The sequence below is a fragment of the Thalassovita mediterranea genome, from assembly GCA_019448215.1.
In the GTDB taxonomy this organism is placed as follows: Bacteria; Pseudomonadota; Alphaproteobacteria; order Caulobacterales; family Hyphomonadaceae; genus Henriciella.
Genome location: CP080408.1, coordinates 387,716 through 403,882 on the forward strand (window position 1 = coordinate 387,716; position 16,167 = coordinate 403,882).

Here is a 16,167-nt window from a genome sequence, read left to right on the forward strand (position 1 = left end):
CTAGTGCTCCACGTTCCGCCAGATGCGGTGGAACGAGAACCAGAGCAGCACGGCAAAGATCAGAAGGTAGATCATCACCGCAAGACCGGTGGACTTGCGCTGGCTCTGCTTTGGCTCACCTGCCCATTGCAGGAAGTTCGCAATGTCGATCGACATCTGTTCGACGGTCGCTTCGGTGCCGTCCATATAGGACACCCGTCCATCAGACAGCTGCGGTGGCATGGCAAGGAAGCCACCCGGAGGCGTGTGGCGTGGATCACCGCGCCATTGTGCGGACACGTCACCGGCCATGTACGGGTTGTAGTACTGACCAACCGGCTGGACGAGCTCGCCCTCATAGTGGCTGTCGCCATGCGAAAGCGCTTTGACAGCAGACACGTCGATGACGGTTTCCATGGTCGGCTGCGCAGGTGCAGCAGCTTCTTCAGCTTCGCCTTCGGCTGCAGCAGCTTCTTCGCCGCCTTCAGCCATCTCGGCGGCTTCCATTTCACCAGCTTCGACCGCTTCGGCGCCTTCGCCCTCTGCTTCCGCTTCGGACTCTGCCGCTGCCGGCATTTCCTCTGCTTCAACCTCGCGCGTGCTGATCGCGTCTTCCGTCGGATAGCCTGAGATCAGGCTGTAGACATAGCTCGCGCCACCGGCACGGGCTTTCGTGATCACCGAAAGGTCTGGTGGAAGCGCGCCGCCATTGGCCGCACGGGCAGCTGCCGCGTTCGGGTATGGTGACTTGAACGGGTCAGACGTACGCGCCGGCCGGAAGTCATAGTCACCGACATCGTTCGGCTCAGTGCTCAGGATCTCGTCCTGTGCCGCAAACGATTTCACCAGCGGGTTGTTGTTCGCGTTCGGATATTCCGGATCGTAGAACGGGCCGCCTGGCTCACCGAGGTTACGATAGCTGAGCAGGCGCATCGAGTGACACGCCGCACAGACTTCGCGGTAGACCTGATAGCCGCGCTGGACGCTGGCCATGTCGAGTTCACCGACCGGGCCTTCGAATGCCCAGCCACCTTCTGGCTCATGCGGGTGCAGAGCGCCGCCAGCAGCATGGGCCGTTGCAGCGATAGCAGCCGCACCGAGACCAGCAGAGATAAAACGCAGGAATTTCATGTGCTTTGACCTCTTATTCGGCAGGGGCCGGGGCAGCGCGGTCGTGACCGAGAACTGCCTTGTGGATTGAAGCAGGCTCATCCTTCGGATTCTCGCGCAGGCCGAGAAGCGGCAGGATCACCAGGAAGTAAGCGAAGTAGTAGAGCGTCAGTAGCTGTGCGAGGTGCACGAAGCGGAACGCCGGCGCTTTCTCGACGGCGATGATCGCCTCGACGCCTTCGCTCATTTTTTGCTCGCGGAAGGTCGCAGCGGCTTCATACTCTTCATAGGTCTGGGTCGCTTCATTGCCGTTCGCATCGGTATAGCTGACGACCAGCTTGTCAGACCCCATCGGGATGATTGGATCATCCGGGTTCGCCGCGCCGCACCAGCCGAGCAGCAGGCCTGCAACAACGAAACCGAAGAAGAACTGACGGGCCACCGGACGGTAGCGCATCGACTTCACCTTCGATGTGTCGAGCCAAGGCAGGAAGAACAGCACAGCAATCGAGCCGAACATCGCGATGACACCGAGCAGCTTGGCGTCGATCGGGCCAAGGTTGAACGTGATGGCGCGCAGAATGGCGTAGAATGGCAGGAGGTACCATTCAGGCACGATGTGCGCCGGCGTCACCAGCGGGTTTGCCTCGATATAGTTGTCGGCGTGGCCGAGAACGTTTGGCATGTAGAAGACGAAAGCCGCGAAAATGATCAGGAAGACGACGATCGCGAAGCCATCCTTCACCGTGTAGTACGGGTGGAACGGGACGGTATCCTGCTTCAGGCCTTCTGGGTCCTTGCGGGCTTCAACGCCGGCCGGGTTGTTATTGCCCGGCACGTGAAGCGCCCAGATGTGAAGGATCACAACACCGGCGATCATGAATGGCAGCAGGTAGTGCAGCGAGAAGAAGCGCTGCAGCGTCTGGTTACCGATTGACGGTCCGCCCATCAGCCAGGCCTTGATGCTGTCGCCGATGACCGGAACTGCACCGATCAGGCCGGTGATCACGTTTGCACCGTGATAGGACATCTGGCCCCATGGCAGCACATAGCCGAGGAAGGCCGTGCCCATCATGAGCAGGAAGATCACCACGCCGAGGATCCAGAGGATCTCGCGCGGCGCCTTGTAGGAACCGTAATAGAGGCCGCGGAACATGTGGACGTAGACCGCGAGGAAGAACATCGACGCGCCATTCGAGTGAATGTAGCGGATGAGCCAGCCATAAGGCACGTCGCGCATGATCCGCTCGACCGACGCGAAAGCGCCATCGACGGTAGCGGTATAGTGCATGGCCAGAACCACACCGGTCAGGATCTGCGTCATAAGGCAGACGGCAAGGATGCCACCGAATGTGTACCAGTAGTTCAGGTTCTTTGGCGTCGGGAAGTCGACGAAGCTGTCATAGGCCAGCCGGACAACCGGCAGGCGTGAATCGAGCCATTTCGTGAAGCCGGTCTTCGGCTCGTATGTAGAGGCATGTCCGCTCATGGCTTTGTTACGTCCTCTTCCTTAAAGCGAAATGTTAATCACGGCCGGGCTGACCCAGTTATAGTCCGGAACCGGAAGGTTCGACGGAGCGGGTCCGCGGCGGATGCGGCCGGAAGTGTCATAGTGCGAACCGTGGCATGGGCAGTACCAGCCACCGAAGTCGCCCGTATTGCCTTGGGCTGGACCAACCGGGACACAGCCAAGGTGCGTACAGCTGCCCGAGGTCACGAGGATCGCAGGATTGTACTCGCCGCTCTGCATCGGAACCAGGCGCTCTTCATCGCTCTGCGGGTCCGGCAGGGACGACACGTCGACGCTCTGGGCGGCGCGAATCTCTGCTGAGGTGCGGTGACGGATGAAGAACGGCTTGCCGCCGATCAGAACCCGGATCTCACCGCCGACCGGCACTTTCGAAACGTCGACATCAAGGCTCGATGCCGCTTTTGTGTCGCTGGCGGCATTCATCTGGTCGACGAACACATATGCCAGCGCACCTGCGCCTGCGACAGCTGTCGCCGCCGTAGCAATGTGAATGAAATCGCGACGGTCTTCATCGACCGTCTCGTGTGGTTTGGTTTGCGCGTCGCTCACTCTTCCAGTCCTCTGGCCAAGGATTTCTCCGAGATGCATACATTAAAGGTGAGGAAAATCATTGCGGCGCAACGCCGCAAAATGCACCTCCCCGCATATATCTGCGCTGCGGTTAGCGCGGGCGCGCGGGGTTTGCAAGGCGCGCATGTGCGTCATCGCATGCGACGCAGCGGCGCGGGCAGTGGCAACAAGCCAGGGTGCGTCAATGAAGTCAGGCGAATGCCGGTTTTCCGACCGGCGCGCATGCACTAAGGCCTGCGGGCAAAGAAGGTAAGCATGACCGAAAACGACCTCGAATCACAAAAGACCCGCGCCCGCACCTGGTTTGAAACCCTCCAGGGCGAAATCATCGACAGCTTCGAGGCCATCGAGGCCGAAGCCCAGCCGCCTCATTATACCGGTCCGGCTGGCAGTTTCGTGCGCACACCCTGGACACGCGGCGATGGCACCGAGGACCTTGGCGGCGGCACCATGGCCATCATGAAAGGCAAGGTATTCGAGAAAGTCGGCGTGCATGTCTCCTGCGTCTATGGCGACTTTTCAGAAGCCTTCCGCGCGCAGATTCCCGGCGCCGACAAGTCCGGTGGCCGATTCTGGGCCTCTGGCATCTCGCTGATCGCCCATCTTCGCAATCCGCGCGTCCCTGCCGTTCACATGAATACGCGTATGCTCGTCACCAGCGAGAGCTGGTTCGGCGGCGGCGCAGACCTCACCCCGCTGCTGACCTATCAGCGCGAGGCCGACTATCCCGACACGGTCGACTTCCACGCCGCCATGAAAGACGCCTGCGACCGTCATGATGCAAGCTTCTATCCGCGCATGAAGCAGCAGTGCGACGAGTACTTCCACCTCGCCCACCGCGACGAGCCGCGAGGCACAGGCGGCATCTTCTATGACCGCCACAATAGCGGCGACTGGGAGGCTGACTTTGCCTTCACACAGGATGTCGGCCGCGCTTTCCGCGATATCTACCCGGCCCTCGTCCGGCGCCGTATGAATGAAAGTTGGACCAGCGACGAGCGCGAAGAACAGCTCGTCCGTCGCGGGCGCTATGTGGAGTTCAACCTGCTCTATGACCGTGGCACCACCTTCGGGCTCAAGACTGGCGGCAACGTCAATTCGATCCTCTCGTCCATGCCTCCAGTCGTAAAATGGCCGTGACCCGCCTGCAAACCCCTGATATGACAGCGAAATGAGCGACACGACCAAGAACAGCCCCTGGCGGATCATTATCGCCATCATCGCGCTGACTGCAGCTGTCGCCGCGCTTGGCGGTCTCGTATCCAGCGGCAGCCAGGACCCATGGTACGCCGCGCTCGACAAGGCGCCCTACAATCCGCCTGACCGCGCCTTCGCGATCGTCTGGCCAATCCTGTATACCCTGATGGCGCTCGGCGCGATCATCGTGCGGCTGAAAGCAAAGTCATTCGCCGCCGCCAGCGCCGCCTTCGGCATCTTCTTTACCCAGCTTGCCGTGAACCTTTCATGGAGCTGGATATTCTTCGGCTTTCAGGCGCCGCTCATCGCGCTCGTCATCATTGCGATCCTGCTCGTCCTGATCGTGCTGATGATCCGCGCCTTCAGCCGCCACTCGATCATCGCAGGTATCCTCCAGGTCCCCTACCTCGCCTGGGTCTGCTTCGCCGCGTATCTCAACGGCTTCATCGTTTACGCGAACTAGGCTTTCAGCCGCGCCAGCAGCTCTTCGCGCTCTGGCTGGAAATCCTGGCCCATCCACCATTCCTCGAGCGCGCGCAGCGCTTCGCCAATCTGCGGACCTTTGAGGCCAGCGGCCAGCGCATCGTCACCGCCAACCGGAAACTCAGGCCGCTTCCAGGCGCGGATGGCATAGAGGTGGTCGCGCACATTCTCACCGGAGGTCAGCGCCCGGTCGACGACGGCCTGCTTCCCATGCCAGTACAGCGTGCGGCGAAGCTCGGCCCCGTTCATGCCGGCGATCTTCGGCAGGTTGTCAGCCGCCCACATGGTCAGCCGGTCAGCCTCAGCGTTCGAGAGGCGCAGCCGCTTGGTCACCGCCATGACAGACGGCGCACTCCGGTCGATCAGCGACATCAGCCGCAGTATCGGGTCTGCCCCCACACCGGCCAGCGTCTCACTCACCCGCAAATCATGCAGCCCATCCAGCGTCTCGCATTCCGGCAGAAGCAGCGCGAGCACGCCGCTCTCCTCCATGGCAACAACAGCCTGCACCGGGTCCGGCGCACTGAGCAGCTTGCGCAGCTCCTTCCAGATACGCTCGACCGCGATCTGGCGCAGCCCTTCCTTCTGACGCTCACAGGCCGCCTGGCCTTCGGCGTCGATCCCCGCGCCATACCAGGCATTGAAGCGATAGAAGCGCAGGATGCGCAGATAATCCTCGCGCAGGCGCTCATCGGCGTCCCCGATAAAGATGACGCGGCCAGCTTCTGCGTCCTCAAGCCCCCCGCCAATCGGGTCATAGATCTTGCCCGCAGCATCGGCATAAAGCGCGTTCAGCCTGAAATCGCGCCGCCCGGCATCCTCCGCCCAGTCTTCGGTAAAGGCAACGACGGCCCGCCGGCCATCTGTCTCCACGTCGCGGCGAAGGCTGGTAATCTCGAAAGGCTTGCTCTCGATGACGGCCGTGATCGTGCCATGCTCTATTCCCGTCGGGATGGCGCGTATGCCAGCGGCTTCCAGCGCATCGATAACGGCCTGCGGCTCCAGCTGGGTGGCGATATCTATATCGTCCACCTCGCGGCCCATGATGGAATTGCGCACGCATCCGCCGACAAAGCGCGCGCAATCGGCGCGCACAGCGTGCAAGGCGTCGATCACGGCGCGCGTTGTGGGCGCGTCGATCCAGTCAGTCTTGGTAAGTTCGGTCATTGCGGGGCGGTCGTCCTGTCTTCCGCAGTTTCGCTTTCCAGCGCCGTTGCATCATCGCGGGCTTCCGGGTCAAGCGGGCCGGGCGGTTCATTCGGCCCCGCAGGGTCTGTCCCGCCGAGGCCCGGCGCGCGGCTGCCAGGGTCACGGCTCGCCGGCAGGCCAAGCTCGTCGCGGCGCTTTTCGCAAGGCACTTCCTGCGCGGCTACAATCCGGCCGGTCTCAGGGTCGGTATAGGAGCGCTGGATGCATGTGTCGCGCCCGCCCCGATCCACAAAGATCAGGATGATCCAGGCCAGTACGGCCAGACCTGCGCCCGTTGCGAACAGGATGGTAATCGGCCACGGCTTGCGGCCTTCCTCGATGGCTTCCTGGCGTGCCAGCCGCCAGACGCCATAGGCGAAGAAGGGCAGCAAGAACAGCACGATCTGAAAGATGATCCTGTAGGTCAAACCACTTCCTCCCCGGGCTCGTACAGCCTCTCATATAAAGCGCGTATGATCCCAGCCGTCACGCCCCAGATGCGGTGGCCCTCATACGGCATCTCATAATAGTGGCGCACCTGACCCTTCCAGCTGGCTTTTTGACGCTGGTGGTTTGCCGCCTTCATCAGGAAGGAAAGCGGCGTCTCAAACACGCTGTCCACCTCGACCGGGTCTGGCCGTGGGACAAAACCTTCTGGCAGGACACCCAGCACCGGCACGATCCGGAAGCCGGTCCCCGTAATATAGGGTGCGCCCCGTGCGATCAGCTTTACCTCATCGGGATTGACGCCAACTTCTTCCTCGGCTTCGCGCAGCGCTGCCTCGATTTCATCGGCATCAACCGGGTCGACCTTGCCGCCCGGAAAGGCAACCTGCCCCGGATGGGCCTTCATCGTCATGGGCCGATGGGTCAGCAGCGTGGTCGGACCGCCCTCCCTCGGGATGATCGGCACCAGCACAGCGGCCCGGCGAATATTGGCAATGCTGTCAGCGTCCAGAAACTCGATATCGCCGCCTTCAGACAGGCGTTCCTCGCCTTCAACAGGGTCGAGGCGCAGGCGCGCACGCGCCAAAAAATCATCGAGATCGACAAAGGCCATAGGGGGTTCAGTCCTCGGCCGGTCCTATGTCAAAGAACACCCCATCTGACCAGACACCAAGTCGCCCCTCATCCTCAGGCGATATGACCGCCATTCCGGCCAGCTCATAGAAGACAGGCCGCGCCAGTTTCGCCTCTAGTCGCCCGCGCACCAGCAGATAGGGCGACGGCTCCAGTGTCTCAGGGTCCGTCTCGATCCGCAGCGGATTGTCTGCGCCAGCGATCACGACGTCGCCGACATTGGTCACAAAGGCCAGCTTCTGATCCTCACCCGCCTCGCCGGCCCGGTCCACGCGCGTTGCAATGAAGGGCGCATCCTCAACATGCACGACGACCTTTTCATAAGGCGTCACCAGCCAGTGCGAGCCGTCTGCATCCTTGCGCAGGATGGTCGAGAACAGCTTCACCAGCTTCTTGCGATTGATTCGCCCGCCTTCATGCCACCAGCTGCCATCGGCGCGGATTTCCATGTCGATATCGGCCGACCGCTCCGGTGACCATTGCTCGACAGGCGGCAGTTTGCGCCCGCTCGGGTCAGGCGCGATGACTTTAAGCAGGTCGTTCAAGCTGATTGCAGTGTTTTCATTGGATTTCACGTCGCGCTCCGCCATCATTTTGCCTAGACGTAGGTCTGAACTGGGCCGGAGCAAAGACGGAGACCTCATGGCAGACGATAATGACGTGGTTGTTCAGGAGGCTGAAGCCGCTGGCGAAACGCTGGAAAAGGTGAAAGCCGAGATCGCGAAAGCCGTCTTCGGTCAGGACCGCGTGATCGAGCTGGCGCTTTCGGCAATCCTCGCAGGCGGCCACGCCCTGCTCATTGGTGCCCCCGGCCTTGCCAAGACCCGCCTCGTCGAAGCCATGGGCACGGCCCTCGGCATCAACTCACAGCGCATCCAGTTCACGCCAGATCTGATGCCGTCCGACATTCTCGGCTCCGAAGTTCTCGATGAAGGCGCCGGCGGCGAGCGCAGCTTCCGCTTTATCAAGGGCCCGATCTTCACCCAGCTCCTGATGGCAGATGAGATCAACCGCGCCTCGCCGCGCACCCAGTCCGCCCTCCTTCAGGCCATGCAGGAACGCCATGTGACGATTGCAGGCGTGCGCCATGACCTGCCCGCGCCCTTCCATGTCCTCGCGACCCAGAACCCGATTGAGCAGGAAGGCACCTACCCGCTACCCGAAGCACAGCTCGACCGTTTCCTTCTCAAGATCGATGTCACCTATCCGGACATCGATACCGAACGTCAAATCCTCGTTGAAACCACCGGCCTTTCAGATGCAAGCGTCCAGCCCGCCATTGATGGCGAACAGCTCATGGCTCTCCAGCGCCTCGTCCGCCAGATGCCTGTTGGCGAGAAGGTTCTGACGGCGATCCTCGCCACCGTTCGCGAAGCGCGCCCTGAGCAGAGCTCGGATGACCGTGTTCGTCGCTTCGTCGACTGGGGCCCGTCGCCTCGCGCCGGTCAGGCGCTGATGCTCGCCTGCCGGGCACGCGCCCTCCTGCGCGGCCGTCTCGCGCCATCGCTCGAAGATGTCGAAGCCCTTGCAGAGCCTTGCCTCGGCCACCGTATGGCAATGCGCTATGACCCGACCGGTCAGGCGCCAAGCATGCGTGAGCTGATCGGCGACCTCGCCAGATCGACAGGCTGAGATGCAGGCTGCAACGCCGCAACTGGTGCGCATGGCCGCTGGCCTCGCGCTTGGCGCAGCCGCCCTCGCGGCGTGCGAGCGTGACCCCGGCATGCCGTCACCTTCAGGCGATGCGCTGGCAGAATGCTACCGCATGATCGAACGTGCAGAGCTTGCTATAGACGTCAGCGGCACAGGTCTTTCAGCTTCGGATCGCCGCCTTGTCCGCGCTGAGCTTGATGCGGCCCGCGTGCGCGTGCTCCACGCTTGGTCAAACCGCGAAGGTGTCGGCCTGTCAGTCGGCGCTATCGAAGACGAGTCGGCAGAGGCCGAGAGCTTCCTCTCCGGTGTCGAAGCCGAAGCAGGCCTCAGCGATCAGGACCGCCTGAGTGAGCGCACAGACGCCGCCAGCCAGCCTGCACAGTGGCGCAGCAAGTTCGAAGCTGCCCTCGACTGCACCGATGAGGTCTCCGCGAATGAAGCTTGAGGCCCTCAGAGCAGAAGCAGAGGCCGTCACGCGCGCCCTGCCGGGCCTCAATCTGAAGGCGCGCGCCGCCGACGCGGCCCATCTGGGCGCGGCAGGCCGCAAGCGGGCAGGCACGGGCGAACAGTTCTGGCAGTATCGTCACTACTCTCAGGAAGACACGGCCCAGCGGATCGACTGGCGCCGTTCGGCGCGCGGTGACGACGTCTATGTCCGCGAAACAGAGCTTGAGACCGCCCGCACCATTCTCTTCTGGTGCGATCCGCAAGAAGGTTTCGACTGGAGCGGCACGCCAGAGCGCCGCACGAAAGCAGACACGGCTCGTATCCTGATGTTGGCGAATGGGCTCATGCTGTCCAAGGCGGGAGAGCGCATTGGCGTTCTCGGCAGCGCACGCAAGGCAAGCTTTGGCAAGGCCGCCGCCGACAAGCTCGGCGAGGACCTGCTCGCCTCCGGCAGCAGTCAGTTTCCACCGCCGCCCCGCTCGCGTGCCATCTTCGCCCTCGCCAGTGATTTCTATGACCCGATCGATGTCTGGCGCGAAAGGCTCGCGCCGCTCGCCCGCGTGTCGAAAGAGGGGATCCTGATCGCGCTCAGCGACCCCATCGAAGAAACCTTTCCATGGCAGGGACGCGTCCGGTTCAGCCGCCCGGGCACCCCGCTCTTCCGTCTGTTTGGCCGCGCCGAAACGATCCGCGATCAGTACCTCGAACGCTTCGCCGCCCATGCCGCCGCCATCGAAAACCTCGCGGCGAGCTTTGGCTGGCAATATGTCCGCCATTCGACCGGTGACGACATCACTTATGGCGCGGCAGACCTGAAACAGGCCTTCGAAGCCTTCGGGGCGCGCCTATGAGCCTTGGTCCGTTTCTCTTTGGCGCACCGCTGGCGCTGCTCGGCCTCATCGCCTTGCCCGTCATCTGGTACATCCTGCGCGCGACGCCGCCCGCCCCGCAGGAAGCAGCCCTTCCCTCGCTCCGCCTGCTCGATGATGTTGAGCCCGAAGACGAAACCCCGGCCCGCACGCCCTGGTGGATTCTCCTCCTGCGCCTTCTGGCCGCTGCCGCTGCCATCCTTGGCCTCTCGAACCCCGTCTATGCACCGGGCGCGCAGGTCGGCAGCGAGGACGCAGGCCCGGTCCTCATCGTTATCGACAATGGCTGGACCAGCACCCCGCGCTGGGGTGAGCTGCAATCTGCCGCCTCCAGCGCCCTCGATGGCGCTAGCCGCGATACTGCAGGCCACCTCCTTCTCACCGCCCCACGCACGCTCAACGTAGACCCGGCCGACCGCCTGACACGGACAGACCTTTCTGCCCGTATCGGATCGCTCGACCCCGTCTCCTGGGGCACAGACCGCGAAGATGCGCTGGAACGTCTCGAAGCCTCCGGCGTCCAGCCGGCCCGCATCCTCTGGGCCAGTGACGGGCTTGGCAGCGAGGGTGCCCGCGCCTTCGCAGACGCCCTCGGCGAGATCGCCCCACTCAGCATCTATGCCGCCGCCCCGCGCGGACCGTTCGCAATTACCGGCCTGTCCTCCGCCGCTGACGGGGCCGCCGTCACGGTCCGCCGGGTCGATACCTCCAACAGCGCGCAAACCTATGTCTCGGCCCTCACCCTCGATGGCGCAGCCCTCGCCACGGCAGAGGCAGACTTCGCCGCCGGTGAGGCAGAAGCCATCGCCCGCTTTGACGTTCCCGCAGCCGCCCTCGCCCGCGTGGAACGCTTCGCGATCACCGGCGTGCAGGGCGCAGGCAGCGTGTGGCTCTGGGATTCGGCTGACCGCTCGCGCCGTGTCGGTCTGGTCTCTGGCGACTCGACCGCTCAGCCGCTTCTCTCCGACATGCACTATGTCCGTCAGGCGCTGGAGCCCTTCGCCCATATCACGGACGGCTCCATCGAAGAGCTGATTGCCGCCGACCCTGACGCCATCATCATGACCGATATCGGCCAGCTTGCGCCTGAGCTTGAAGATCGCATGGCCGAATGGGTCGAAGGCGGCGGCGCGCTCATCCGTTTCGCAGGCCCGCGCCTTGCTGCGCATTCCGACAGCCTCGTGCCGACACCGCTGCGCCGCTCCTCGCGCGCCATTGGCGGCGCGCTGACCTGGGAAGAACCGCAAAGCATCGGCAGCTACCCTGAGACCTCACCCTTTGCGGGCCTTGCCTCCCCTGCCGACATCAAGATCCGCCAGCAGGTCCTCGCGAGGCCCGATCCGGAGCTTGCCAGCCGCACATGGGCCCGCCTTCAGGACGGCTCACCGCTGGTGACAGGCGCGAGCCGCGGACAGGGCACGCTCGTCCTCTTCCATGTCACTGCGGGCCCCGACTGGTCCGACCTTTCCTATTCAGGCACCTTCGTCGAGATGCTGAGACGCGCCATTGCCGCTGGCCGCGGCGAAACCATGCAGGACGAAGAAGGCACCTATACGCCAGAGGTGACGGTGAACGGCTATGGCCGCCTTGTCAGCCCCGGCCCGAACGCCTCACCCATAGCGGCAGCAGACCTTACAGACGCCGTCCCATCTGAATCGCACCCACCCGGCCTCTATCGCGGGCCCGGCGGCACCCGTGCCATCAACACCGCAGCCGCAGGCGTCCCCGCCCTCGTCACCAACTGGCCGACCAGCGCCACGCTGCTCGGTGACGCCGAAGCACAGACCATCCGCCTCGGCGGTCTTCTTCTGGGGCTCGCAGGCCTGCTGATCGCGATCGATCTTCTCGTCGCCCTCGCACTCGCCGGACGCTTCCCGTCGCTGCGCCGCGGCGCCCATGCGGCCGTCCTCATCGCTGGTGCGGCGACGCTCGTCCCCCTCGCCCAGCCGCCCGCCCATGCGCAGTTCGACGATATCAGCCCCAACCCCTACAGCTATGCCATCTCGCCCGGCTATCGCGGCACGGAGATCGAGCAGACCGGCGAGATCGACAAGGCAATGGAAGCCCTGCTCGAGATGCGCCTTGCCTATATCGAGACCGGCGACAGCGAGGTTGACGCCGTCACCCGCGCGGGCCTTCGCGGCCTCTCGCTCACCCTCTTCCGCCGCACCTCGGTCGAGCCAGCAGAGCCGCACACTGTCGACCCTGAAACCGATGAGCTCGACGTCTACCCGATGATCGTGCTCGCCCTGCCGGATAATGCCACCCCGCTCAGCTCCCGTGCGGTGGAGCGCCTCAACGCCTATCTGCGCAATGGCGGCGCGCTCTTCATCGACACGCGGCGGGGCGGCAACGTCGCCAGCAATAACAGCTTCGCCGACCTCGACCGCGTCCTGCCCGGCCTCGACACCCCGCCGCTCCAGCCCGTCAGCCAGGACCATGTGATGACGCGCAGCTTCTACCTGATCGACGGGTTCGCCGGGCGCTATCAGGACCGCCAGCTCTGGATCGAGTCTTCGGCAGGCGCCGCAGACGCGTCGGCGCGCCGTGGCGACGGCGTCTCCGGCCTCATCATCGGGGACGCAGACTATCTCGCCGCCTGGGCCATTGATGAGAGCGGCCGCCCCCTGCTCAGCGTCGATGGCGGCGACCGGGAGCGCGAGATGGCGCGCCGCTTTGGCGTGAACCTCATGATGTACGTGCTGACCGGCAATTATAAGGAAGACCAGGTCCACATTCCTGCCCTGCTGGAACGCCTCGGCGAAGGCGAAGACGGCACAGAGCCCGCCCCGACCGGTATCGAACGCCAGATACCGCCGCGCCTTCCCGGCAGCGGCGATGAAGACCAGGGCCCGGTCCAGCTCGAAGACATGCTCCGCCGCCAGCAGGAAGGCACGCCTGAATGACCGAAGCTGGCCGCATCTCACTCGACCCGCTTCTCGGCTGGCCGCTGCTCTGGGCGCTGCTCGCGCTCTGCCTGCTCGCCTATGGCGCCTATATCCGCTGGCGTGGCCGCGCCTGGCTGATGCGCGCCGCCGTCCTCACCGCGCTCGCTGCCGCCCTCGCCAACCCCGCCTATGTCCGCGAGGAACGAGACCCCCTCCCCTCCGTCGCCGCCATCGTCGTCGATCGCTCAGAGAGTATGAGCTTCGGTGACCGCGAAGCCATTGCCGACGCCGCCCTCGAAAAGCTGCGCGCCGACATGGACGCCGACACCTCGCTGGAGGTCCGCTTCGTCGAGACAGGCTCCAGCGCCGACGGCACCAACCTCATCGCGTCCCTCGAAGGCCTGATGGCAGACGTCCCGCGCGACCGGATCGCCGGCACCGTCCTCGTCACCGACGGGCAGGTCCATGACGTGCCCGAAGACGCCGCCCGCCTCGACGCGCTCGGCCCCATTCACAGCCTCATCACGGGCGACCCGGACAGCGGCGACCGGCGTATCTCGCTGGTCCGCTCACCAGACTTCGGTATTGTCGGCGAGGACGCCGCCTTCGTCGTGCGCGTCGATGACCCTGTCAGCGCGCAGGCCACCGTCACCTATTCCATGAATGGCGGAGAGCCCGAAGAAATCACCGTCCAGACCGGCACCGACACCCCCCTCCCGGTGGAGATTGAGCGGCGCGGCGACAATATCCTCGTCGTCGAAACCCCGGCAGGCGAGCAGGAGCTGACGCTTGCAAACAACCGCACCGCCGCCACCCTGTCCGGCGTGCGCGATCGCCTCCGCGTCCTTCTCATCACCGGCAAGCCGAACGCCGCAGGCCGCGTCTGGCGCGACCTCCTGAAATCAGACCCCTCGGTCGACCTTGTCCACTTCACCATCCTGCGCCCGCCCTACAAGCAGGACGTGACCCCGCTGGAGGAAATGGCCCTCATCGCCTTCCCGACAGAGGAGCTGTTCGAAGGCAAGCTGAATGAGTTCGACCTCATCATCTTCGACCAGTATGAGCGGCGCACCGTCATCACCATGTCCTACCTCGCCAATATGGCCCGCTATGTGGCCGATGGCGGCGCCCTGCTGATCGCGGCGGGTGAGGATTTCGCAGGCCCCGCCTCCCTCGCCAATACGCCGCTTTCTGCCGTCCTGCCTGCCCTGCCCACCGGCACCATCCAGGTCGGAAAGTTCAACCCGCAAATCTCTGAGACCGGCGCGCGCCACACCATCACAGAAACCCTCACCGGCCAGTCATGGGGCGACTGGGTGCGCTATATCGAGGCTGTGCCCGAAGTTGGCGATGTCCTGATGACCGCCCGCAATGGCGACCCGCTTCTGGTGGTCGACCGCGTCGGCGAAGGCCGCGTCGCGCAGATCCTGTCCGGCCAGATCTTCCTCTGGGCGCGCGGCTATGATGGCGGCGGCCCCTTCGCAGAGCTGATCCGCCGCACCGTCCACTGGCTGATGAAAGAGCCAGAGCTTGAAGAGCGCCAGCTCCTCCTCGAAGCGCAGGGCGACACGATGCGCGCACGCCTTCGCACCCTGTCAGACACCGCACCCACCCTGAGCGTCGAGACCCCGGACGGCGAAACCCTCACCCCCCGCTGGACCCAGACCGGCCCCGGCGAATTCACCGCAGAGCTTGCCATAGACCAGCTCGGCCTCTTCCGCGCTGAGGCAGGCGGCCTCGAAGCGGTGGCCTTGAACGGCCCCGCCAACCCAAAGGAATACGCCTCCCTCGAAGCCACCGGCGACGTCCTCGCCCCGCTCTCGGCGGCCACAGGCGGAGGCGTCTATGAACTCACCCGCCCCGGCGCCAGCCTGCCGGACATCCGCCGCGTCGGACAAAACGCCAACGCCGCCGGCGGCAACTGGCTGGGCCTCAAGGAACGCGGCGCCTACGCCGTCCGCAGCTCCACCAGCCTGCCGCTCCTGCCGGGGCTATTGGCCGTGGCGCTTATTCTGGTTTTCCTGATTTTGGCGTGGCGGCGCGAGGGGCAATAACCTGACCCATTCCCCTCTCCCCCGGGAGAGGGGCTAGGGGTGATGGGAAGCAACGCTGACAAATTGTTCCGTAGTTTCAGAGATGCGAGCCCCCCCCCCGCAATCGCAGCTAAAGCCAGCAAGTAAATAAATTTGAGATTTCACGACGAACGCGACATTATTCACTGTGCTCTATCATATGGCCCGAGCGAATTTAGGTGCTTGCATTTAGAGTGATTTTCGTTTGCGATTAAATGCCGATCCCAACCTAGCTTGAAGAGGTGCCAACGGTATTATTTTGGCAGCCCAATTGTAGTTGCGCGCCTGTAAGGTGAGTTCCGGTAGAGGTATCGATCAACGCAAATTGGTATTTGGCCGTTTGCGTTTTATTGAAAATATCTTCCCATTGAACGAAAATGCAACACCAGACTTGGTTGGCGCTCCCAACATTGAAATTTACCGTATTGAACGGCACCTGAACCGAAACATCATTCATTACCGAAGCGGGCGCGACGTAAGTGCCAAATTGCTGCAACTCCATCCCGAGGGGAGGCTCTTCGCCCTGATGCATTTGGTCGCCGACCCACAAACCAGATCGAACGTACTTGGCCGGAGAGTGCCCTACAACGTGCAATATTCCGCTGATCCGAAGTCCATCGCCCCCATTGCGCCCCCGCAAGTAAGTAGCGCTCAAAAATCTAAAATCGAGGTACGCTCGCGTTTGCGCCTCCCCCATTTCACGAGTAACTGAAACAGCATCGCGAGCCGCACGGTTGGCCTGCCGAGTCAAGAGAAGCGTCCATAAAAGAGCTATAGTACCAACTAGCACGAGCGCTGTTTGAAAGAGGGCATAGTCTGCCATCTTTTCCGTTGCGAGATTCATGCCTTGCTGAGCAGCAAGATCAGCTTTTTCGCGTTGTGCGGACTCTTCTTGTGCTCTTTGGCGGGACTCTACGGCTTCCTCAGATTCCAAAATAATAACGGGAACCGGCACTTTAGGCTGCTCGGCGGCGGCTTGCTCATCATCAGCTAGCTGCTCGGATTGATCTAAGCGTTCTTGCGCCTGCGCCAGCTGACCGGCAGCAACAAATATTAAAGCCGCAACGTACAGACCTCGATGCTTCTCAAGCATTACAAGA

At 63.3% G+C, this 16,167-nt stretch carries 14 protein-coding genes and 1 pseudogene; 7 read left to right on the forward strand and 8 right to left on the reverse strand.

Annotated features, from left to right (window positions below):
• The 3 genes and pseudogenes from KUV46_01890 to petA all read right to left on the reverse strand — a co-directional run bounded on the left by KUV46_01890 (window position 1) and on the right by petA (window position 3,208).
• Window positions 1–1,110 carry a cytochrome c1 gene (locus KUV46_01890; GenBank protein ID QYJ01157.1) on the reverse strand — a complete coding sequence of 370 codons (1,110 nt, stop codon included), beginning with the start codon at window positions 1,108–1,110 and terminating at the stop codon, window positions 1–3.
• A 358-nt stretch (window positions 1,111–1,468) separates the two neighbouring features.
• A pseudogene (locus KUV46_01895) lies at window positions 1,469–2,578 on the reverse strand (cytochrome b N-terminal domain-containing protein).
• A 21-nt stretch (window positions 2,579–2,599) separates the two neighbouring features.
• Complete coding sequence (gene petA, locus KUV46_01900) at window positions 2,600–3,208, reverse strand: ubiquinol-cytochrome c reductase iron-sulfur subunit (protein QYJ01158.1); 609 nt, start codon at window positions 3,206–3,208, stop codon at window positions 2,600–2,602.
• A 237-nt stretch (window positions 3,209–3,445) separates the two neighbouring features.
• On the opposite strand from petA, the gene hemF reads away from it, so the two are divergent.
• Window positions 3,446–4,330, forward strand: coding sequence for an oxygen-dependent coproporphyrinogen oxidase (gene hemF / locus KUV46_01905; protein ID QYJ01159.1), 885 nt, complete (start codon window positions 3,446–3,448; stop codon window positions 4,328–4,330).
• 31 nt (window positions 4,331–4,361) lie between these two features.
• The gene (locus KUV46_01910; protein QYJ01160.1) at window positions 4,362–4,850 is read left to right on the forward strand and encodes a tryptophan-rich sensory protein; all 489 of its coding nucleotides are present in this window, start codon (window positions 4,362–4,364) and stop codon (window positions 4,848–4,850) included.
• On the opposite strand, the gene KUV46_01915 is transcribed toward KUV46_01910, so the two are convergent.
• The 4 genes from KUV46_01915 to KUV46_01930 are packed head-to-tail and all read right to left on the reverse strand — an operon-like array spanning window position 4,847 to window position 7,635.
• Window positions 4,847–6,037, reverse strand: a complete 1,191-nt coding sequence (locus KUV46_01915) for a CCA tRNA nucleotidyltransferase (protein QYJ01161.1) — start codon at window positions 6,035–6,037, stop codon at window positions 4,847–4,849. The two genes, KUV46_01910 and KUV46_01915, sit on opposite strands and share 4 nt — an antisense overlap.
• On the reverse strand, window positions 6,034–6,486 hold the full coding sequence (locus KUV46_01920) for a hypothetical protein (protein QYJ01162.1): 453 nt from the start codon (window positions 6,484–6,486) through the stop codon (window positions 6,034–6,036). Before KUV46_01920 ends, KUV46_01915 begins: the two co-directional genes overlap by 4 nt.
• Window positions 6,483–7,118 (reverse strand): CoA pyrophosphatase, encoded by a 636-nt coding sequence (locus tag KUV46_01925; GenBank protein ID QYJ01163.1) that lies wholly within the window; start codon window positions 7,116–7,118, stop codon window positions 6,483–6,485. The genes KUV46_01920 and KUV46_01925 overlap by 4 nt, the downstream gene beginning before the upstream one ends.
• A gap of 7 nt (window positions 7,119–7,125) precedes the next feature.
• Window positions 7,126–7,635 (reverse strand): DUF1285 domain-containing protein, encoded by a 510-nt coding sequence (locus KUV46_01930; protein QYJ02333.1) that lies wholly within the window; start codon window positions 7,633–7,635, stop codon window positions 7,126–7,128.
• Window positions 7,636–7,780: 145 nt separating this feature from the next.
• Here KUV46_01930 and KUV46_01935 point away from each other — a divergent pair, with 145 nt between their 5' ends.
• Genes KUV46_01935 through KUV46_01955 form a run of 5 tightly spaced genes read left to right on the forward strand, consistent with a single transcriptional unit; the run spans window position 7,781 to window position 15,049 of the window.
• Window positions 7,781–8,770: a MoxR family ATPase gene (locus KUV46_01935; GenBank protein QYJ01164.1), complete on the forward strand. Its 990-nt coding sequence runs from the start codon at window positions 7,781–7,783 to the stop codon at window positions 8,768–8,770.
• 1 nt (window position 8,771) lies between these two features.
• On the forward strand, window positions 8,772–9,236 hold the full coding sequence (locus KUV46_01940; GenBank protein QYJ01165.1) for a hypothetical protein: 465 nt from the start codon (window positions 8,772–8,774) through the stop codon (window positions 9,234–9,236).
• Entirely contained in the window at window positions 9,226–10,089 is an 864-nt protein-coding gene (locus tag KUV46_01945; protein QYJ01166.1) for a DUF58 domain-containing protein, read from the forward strand. The genes KUV46_01940 and KUV46_01945 overlap by 11 nt, the downstream gene beginning before the upstream one ends.
• Window positions 10,086–13,013 carry a DUF4159 domain-containing protein gene (locus KUV46_01950; GenBank protein ID QYJ01167.1) on the forward strand — a complete coding sequence of 976 codons (2,928 nt, stop codon included), beginning with the start codon at window positions 10,086–10,088 and terminating at the stop codon, window positions 13,011–13,013. The genes KUV46_01945 and KUV46_01950 overlap by 4 nt, the downstream gene beginning before the upstream one ends.
• Window positions 13,010–15,049: a hypothetical protein gene (locus tag KUV46_01955; protein ID QYJ01168.1), complete on the forward strand. Its 2,040-nt coding sequence runs from the start codon at window positions 13,010–13,012 to the stop codon at window positions 15,047–15,049. Before KUV46_01950 ends, KUV46_01955 begins: the two co-directional genes overlap by 4 nt.
• Before the next feature lie 247 nt (window positions 15,050–15,296).
• Here the strand turns inward: KUV46_01955 and KUV46_01960 are convergent, their stop codons facing one another.
• Entirely contained in the window at window positions 15,297–16,160 is an 864-nt protein-coding gene (locus KUV46_01960; protein ID QYJ01169.1) for a hypothetical protein, read from the reverse strand.
• Window positions 16,161–16,167: the final 7 nt, after the last annotated feature.